Annotated in this window: 3 protein-coding genes and 1 pseudogene; all 4 read right to left on the reverse strand. The window is 75.6% G+C overall.

Features of this window, described 5'->3' with window-relative positions; genetic code table 11:
* Positions 1 to 191 precede the first annotated feature (191 nt).
* The gene (locus E6R18_RS33675; RefSeq protein WP_136320664.1) at positions 192 to 1,655 is read right to left on the reverse strand and encodes a N,N-dimethylformamidase beta subunit family domain-containing protein; all 1,464 of its coding nucleotides are present in this window, start codon (positions 1,653 to 1,655) and stop codon (positions 192 to 194) included.
* 235 nt (positions 1,656 to 1,890) lie between these two features.
* Positions 1,891 to 3,702 carry a hypothetical protein gene (locus E6R18_RS33680; protein ID WP_136320665.1) on the reverse strand — a complete coding sequence of 604 codons (1,812 nt, stop codon included), beginning with the start codon at positions 3,700 to 3,702 and terminating at the stop codon, positions 1,891 to 1,893.
* Positions 3,703 to 3,993: 291 nt separating this feature from the next.
* Complete coding sequence (gene purD, locus E6R18_RS33685) at positions 3,994 to 5,271, reverse strand: phosphoribosylamine--glycine ligase (RefSeq protein ID WP_136320666.1); 1,278 nt, start codon at positions 5,269 to 5,271, stop codon at positions 3,994 to 3,996.
* A gap of 137 nt (positions 5,272 to 5,408) precedes the next feature.
* Positions 5,409 to 6,271: pseudogene (locus E6R18_RS33690) on the reverse strand (hypothetical protein); the annotation flags it as partial.

The following is a 6,271-nucleotide window of genomic DNA, read 5'->3' on the forward strand; positions in this document are numbered from 1 at the left end:
GGCGCGGGGCGGGCTCGTCCGTGGGGCGGGCTCGTCCGTGGGGCGGGGCGGGCTCGGGCGCGGGGCGGGCTCGGGCGCGGGGCGGGCTCGGGCGCGGGGCGGGCTCGTCCGTGGGGCGGGGCGGGATCGGGTGCGGGCGGGCTCCGGCTCGGGCCGGCATGCCTCGGCTCGCTCGCCTCGGCGGGCTTGCCTCAGGCGCGCTTGCAGATGCGGTCGAGGAGGTTGGCGGTGGCCCGCTGGATGCGGGGGTCCACATGACCGGGGCGGTCCAGGGCCGGGGACCAGGCGAAGGTGCCGGAGGCGAAGACGAGCGCGCCGGACGGGGCCCGGTACAGAGACGTCTCCTGGTGGCGCCTCGCCCCTTCGCTGTCCTGGTACGGGGAGTGGGCGAGCAGGATGCGGTTGTCGTGCTCGGGCAGCGTGGTGCGCGGGAAGTAGCGGTCGGCCTCGCCCGCCACCAGGCCGGCGATCTCGTCGCCCTCGCCGGCGCCGGTGGCGTCCCAGAGCCAGTGCTCCGCGTTCCGCACGACGAGGGGGTGGGGCTCGGGGACCCGGCCCGCGTACTGGATGCCGAGCAGCTGCTGCTCTGGGCGGTCGATCTCGCGCCAGAGCGCGGGCTTGCCGGGGCCTCGGCGCTTGCGGCAGGTGAGCAGCCGGTCCGGGACACCGGACGCCGAGGGGCCGAGGCTGACCTGCCAGTACATGGTGTTGGCGGAGAGGTAGACCAGGGAGGTGCCGTTGTCGCGGGCGCGCTCGGCGGTGCGGCGCATGGGCACCGACCAGTACTCGTCGTGGCCGGGGAAGACCAGGCCCCGGTAGCGCATCGGGTCGACCCGGCCCGCGTGCAGGTCGCGGGTGTCGGCGTAGGCGAGGTCGTAGCCGTAGCGCTCGGCCCAGCGGATGAAGTCGTAGGCGTGCCCGACGTGCAGCGGGAGGCCCGCGCCCGCGTAGGGGCGGTCGAAGGAGACGGTGACCGCCGCGTCCTCCTCCCCCAGCAGCCGGCCCTCCTCGTCCCAGGCGTGGTAGAGGCTGGCGCCGGTCCGGCCGTCCTCCGGGTAGAGGTTGTACGCCTGCCAGGTGATGTCCGGGAGGACCAGCAGCAGGTCGGCCGGGTGGTCGTCGCGGACGGTGAACGGGATGTGCGAGCGGTAGCCGTCGATCGTGGTGAGCACGGCGACGTACGCGCCGATCGACCAGTACGAGGGGATCTGCAGCCGCCAGGACTGCCACCAGTGGTGGCAGGAGACCGTGCGGTCGGCGGTGAGGGGCGGCGGCTGGACGATGCCGGACAGCCGCGGGCTCGTGGTGATCTTGGCGGCGCCGTCGCCCCCGTAGTGGCCGATCCGGTAGACGTCCACGGAGAACTGCTGGGGCGGGTCCACCGTGATGTGGAAGTCGATCGCCTCGCCGGGGGCGGCCGCCCCGGTGGAGGCGAAGCCCTTGATCTGCCGGCGCACGTCGTCGGCGGTACGCGTGCCGCCGTCGGTGGAACCGCGGGGCAGCGTGGGGTCCGCGTACCAGGGGACGACCTGGCCGGTGTCGTCGAAGTAGTTCTCACTGCCGCGCAGCCAGGGCAGCGGGCCCTGGCCGAAAGGGTCGGTCACGGCATGCGCCAGGGCACCCGATTCCCACCGACGGATCTGTTCCGCCCCCATTACGCTCCCCCTCCCTCAGGCCCCCGGATCAACAGCGGTGCGCCGGCTGTCAGCGCCGCTCCCCAGCACATCACATAACGCACGCACTCCGTCACCGTTCGTCGCGAATTGACGTGAACGGAACTTGTCGCTCCGGTTATGGACTTGTTCTCCCCTGCCCCCGGCTCGTTCTTCCCCGTCCCTGCCCGCGTGCCCGTTCCGCACATGCGTTCCGGGCCCCGTTTCGGACATCGCCCTAGCCGAGCCGGACGGGCTTGTCGGTGCGCACGCCGACCGAGGCCAGCCAGGAGCGCAGCGGGCCCGCGTCGCCGTCCTCGATCAGGCTGAGGACCGGGCTGCCGAGGTCCGCCCGGCGTTCGCCGTCGACCAGCAGCGCGGGCCCGTCGAGCCAGTCGAGTCCGGGCGCCGCACCGGCCGTGTCCACGGCGGCGCAGCAGACCATCGCCGCGACGTGGTCGGCGAGCAGATCGGTCCCCGTACGGGGCGGCTGGAGCGGGAAGAGCGGCAGCGGGTCGGGCCCCCACAGGGCCGGTACGTCGTTGCCGGAGCCGGAAACCGCGCCGGAGCCGCCGGCCGCTTCGTGGCCGCCCGCCGCACCGGAGCCGCCTGCCGTGCTGGAGCCGCCGGCCGCACCGGAGCCGCCCGCCGCACCGGAGCCGCCGGCCGCGCTGGAGCCACCCGCCGCGCTGGAGCCGCCGGGGGCCGCCGTGTCCGGCCGCCGCGCCTGTGCCTCGGCCTCCTCGCGGGCCACCGCCGCGCTGATCCCGGCCGCCAGCTCCTCGCCGCCGCGCTCCCCCGTCTCCAGGTGCTCCACGACGCGCGCGAGCGTGGGCACCCCGCCGACGCCGGCCGCGGGCGGAACGCCCATGTCGTCCAGGACGCGGTGCAGCCGGGCGGCCTCCGAACGCCACTTCCGGTCGACCACCTCGTCCGGATACTGCTGCCAGTCCACCGGGGACCAGTCGGGGCCCGTCTCGGCGGGTCCCCCGTGGAAGAGCCGGGCCGCCAGCAGGGACGCCGCCTCGTCGGCCGCCCCCGGCTCCTCCAGGAGGTCGCAGGCGGGGCGCTCGCCGAGCCGGGAGGCGTACCCCTCGGCCAGCCGGTCGCGGCGGGAGAGCTCGGTGAGGGCGGAGACGACGCCCGCGTCCAGCTGCGAGGGCCAGCGGCCCATCCGCCAGGCGGGCAGCGCGACGCGGGTCAGCAGCCGGTCCCAGCCTGCGTAGGCGAGGCCGACCTGCTCCTGCGCCACGATGCGCAGCCCGTAGTCCACCGCCTGGGCGCGCGTCGACGCGGCGGCGGCGACCCCCCGCTCCATCTCGGCGGCGTGACCGCGACAGCTGCGCAGCAGTATCCGGGCTATCCGGCCGATGAAGGCGCGCGGCAGCCACAGGGCCCTGCGCACCGGCCCCCGGGCGGTGGCCGAGGCGTCGGCGACCGCCCCGTCCAAGCCCCGGACGAAGCGCCGGGCCGCGGCTATGTCGGGGTGGGCGGAGGAGTTGGTGCCCGCGACGACCGGGGCGAGCACCGCGCGCAGCTCGGCGACCCGCATCCACCACAGGAACGGGGAGCCGATGACCAGCACGGGGGCGGCCTGCGCCCGGCGGGCGGGGCCCCCGGCCGCGCGGCCCGCCGCCGGGTGGGTGCGGTCCTCCAGCCAGCTGTCGCAGTCGGGCGTGAGGGCTATGGCCGAGGGTGGGGGCACCCCGAGCCGGTCCGCCAGGTCGTGGACCAGCCGGTAGAGGTCGGGGGCCGACTTCTCACCGAGCGGGACGGTCGGGCTGACCGCCGGCTTCGCCCGTGCGACCGCGACGGCGACGGCCGCCGCGATCAGCAGGACGACGACCGCGCAGGCGGCCACGGCCCAGCGCGCGGCGGTCCAGCCGCCGCCGTCGATGAAGCCCTGCGCGCCCGCGGCGAACAGGACCACGGCCAGCGCGGCGGGCAGCACGGCGACCGCCGTCGCCCTGCCGCGGATGCGCAGCAGAGCGAGCGCCCGGGCACGCGCTGCCTGCGCACCCGGCTCCTCACCTGTACCGGTACCGGACATGGCCGGACGTCACCCCCTCTGCCCCCGCGGCGGTGTTGCTCACTCCCCCACTGTGGCACCCGCCACTGACATCGCAATGCCGGTGGGCCAAGTGCCGGAACGCTTGCGCCGCACCCTAGTTGGGCCTTCGGCGGGCGTCATCCGGATGGCTCAGCCGTCACCCGATGGAATGGCTTTGGGCAAAGGTGCCGACGCGGGAGGGGGCGGGAGGGGTAGGGCCGTGTCCGCAAAGTCCCGCCTGGCCCACGCCCTTCGGGCGTACGACGTGGCTTCGCGGACACGGCCCGGGCGTCAGGCTTCTGTGGGCTGCCCCGTCCGGGCGTCCTCCGCGGCCTTCTTCGCGATGTCCGTACGGAGCTGGGAGCCGTCGAGCCGGATTCGGGCCGCCGCCGCGTAGGCGCGCTCGCGGGCGCCCGCGAGGTCGTCTGCCGTCGCCGTGACGGAGAGGACGCGGCCGCCCGCGCTGACGACCGTGCCGGCGTCGAGCCGGGTGCCGGCGTGCAGCACGTACGCGTGCGGGGCGTCCTGCGCCGCGACCTCGTCAAGGCCCTCGATCGGGTCACCCGTGCGCGGGGTGCCCGGGTAGTTGTGCGAGGCGATGACCACGGTGACGGCGGCGTCGTCGCGCCACTTCAGCGGCGGCAGCGCGTCCAGGGTGCCGTTGGCGGCCCCGAGCAGCACACCGGCCAGCGGTGTCCGCAGGCGCGCCAGGACCACCTGGGTCTCCGGGTCGCCGAACCGGGCGTTGAACTCGATGACCCGTACCCCGCGCGAGGTGATCGCGAGGCCCGCGTACAGCAGCCCCGAGAACGGCGTACCGCGCCGGCGCAGCTCGTCCACGGTCGGCTGGAGGACCGACTGCATGACCTCGTCGACCAGCTTGGGGTCCGCCCACGGCAGGGGGCTGTACGCGCCCATGCCGCCGGTGTTCGGACCCTCGTCGCCGTCGAGGGCGCGCTTGAAGTCCTGGGCGGGCTGGAGCGGCAGCACGGTGGTGCCGTCGGTGATCGCGAAGAGGCTCACCTCGGGGCCGTCGAGGAACTCCTCGATGACCACCCGGTCGCAGGCCAGCGCGTGGGCGCGGGCCGCCTCGACGTCATCGGTGACGACGACGCCCTTGCCGGCGGCCAGGCCGTCGTCCTTCACCACGTAGGGGGCGCCGAACGCGTCGAGCGCGGTGTCGATCTCGGCGGGCGTGGTGCACACGTAGCTGCGGGCGGTCGGTACGCCCGCTCCGGCCATGACGTCCTTGGCGAACGCCTTGGACCCCTCCAGCCGGGCGGCCGCGCCGGACGGGCCGAAGCAGGGGATGCCCGCGGCACGCACCGCGTCGGCGACCCCGGCGACGAGCGGCGCCTCCGGGCCGACGACCACCAGCCCGGCGCCCAGCTCGGTGGCGAGGCGCGCGACGGCAGCGCCGTCGAGGGCGTCGACCGGGTGCAGTTCGGCCACCTCTGCGATGCCGGCGTTGCCGGGGGCGCAGTACAGAGCGGTGACGTCGGGGTCGAGGGACAGAGAGCGGCACAGGGCGTGTTCGCGGGCGCCGCCGCCGATGACGAGGACCTTCACGGGGTGCAGCCTAGCCGCCGGGGCGTGGCGGCCTTGACGGGCGCCGGTCCGTGAACAGGGGGCGGTGTGGCGGCGATGCGGGCGGCAGCGCGCCGCCGCCCGCAGGGGTACCGCCGTCCGGCGCCCCCGTCTCCGCGCTACTCGTTGGTGAACTCCTCCACGACGGTGGCGCCCAGCTCGCGGACGATCAGCTCGTGCCCGGAGAGGGCGGAGTCCACGAGGTCCGGGTCGTCGGCCTCGGGGATGTCGTCCTCGGGGGCGACCGGTCTGGGCGCCTCGGGAGCGGCGTACGAGGTGCTGGGCGGCGGCCCCGCCTGGGACCCGCCGCTCGGCTGCTGCGGGGCAGGCGCGGGCGCGGGGGCCGGGGCGGGCGCGGGTGCGGGCCGCGACTCGTACGACTGCGGCGCGGGGGCGGCGGGGCGCTGCTGGGCGGGCGGCGGGGTGTACGGACGCTGGCCGCCGGACTGCGCCTGCGAGGGCTGGCCGGCGCCCCCGGACGGGTCCACGATCGCCTCGATCTTCCACTGGGCGTTGAACCGCTCGGCCAGCGCCTGCTTCAGCACCTCCTCGCTGCCGCTGCTCGCGAAGTTGTCGCGGGCCCCGGCGTTGAGGAAGCCGATCTGCAGGGTGCTGCCGTCGAACCCGGTGACCTGGGCGTTCTGGCTGAGAAGGATCCACGTGAAACGTCGGCGGTTCTTGACCGCCTCCAGGATGTCCGGCCACATGGTGCGCACCTGGCCGGCGCCCTGCGTCATGCCCGGGGCCGGCTCGGCGGCGGGCCCCGGAGCGGGGGCTGTGGGCACGGCGGGCGTTACGGGCCCTGCGGGGGCGCTCGGCGGGGCGGATGCCCGGCCAGGGGTGGAGGCCGTGGGGAGCTTGTCCGTCGTCACCAGCAGACCCGTGGTGAACAGCAGGGAGTCGCCGGGCAGGAAGAAGCCGATGAGCAGCCCGGACTCGGCGAAGACGATGACCAGCACACCGGCCAGGCCGAACTGACCGA

It is taken from the genome of Streptomyces sp. A1277, from assembly GCF_004795015.1.
In the GTDB taxonomy this organism is placed as follows: domain Bacteria; phylum Actinomycetota; class Actinomycetes; order Streptomycetales; family Streptomycetaceae; genus Streptomyces.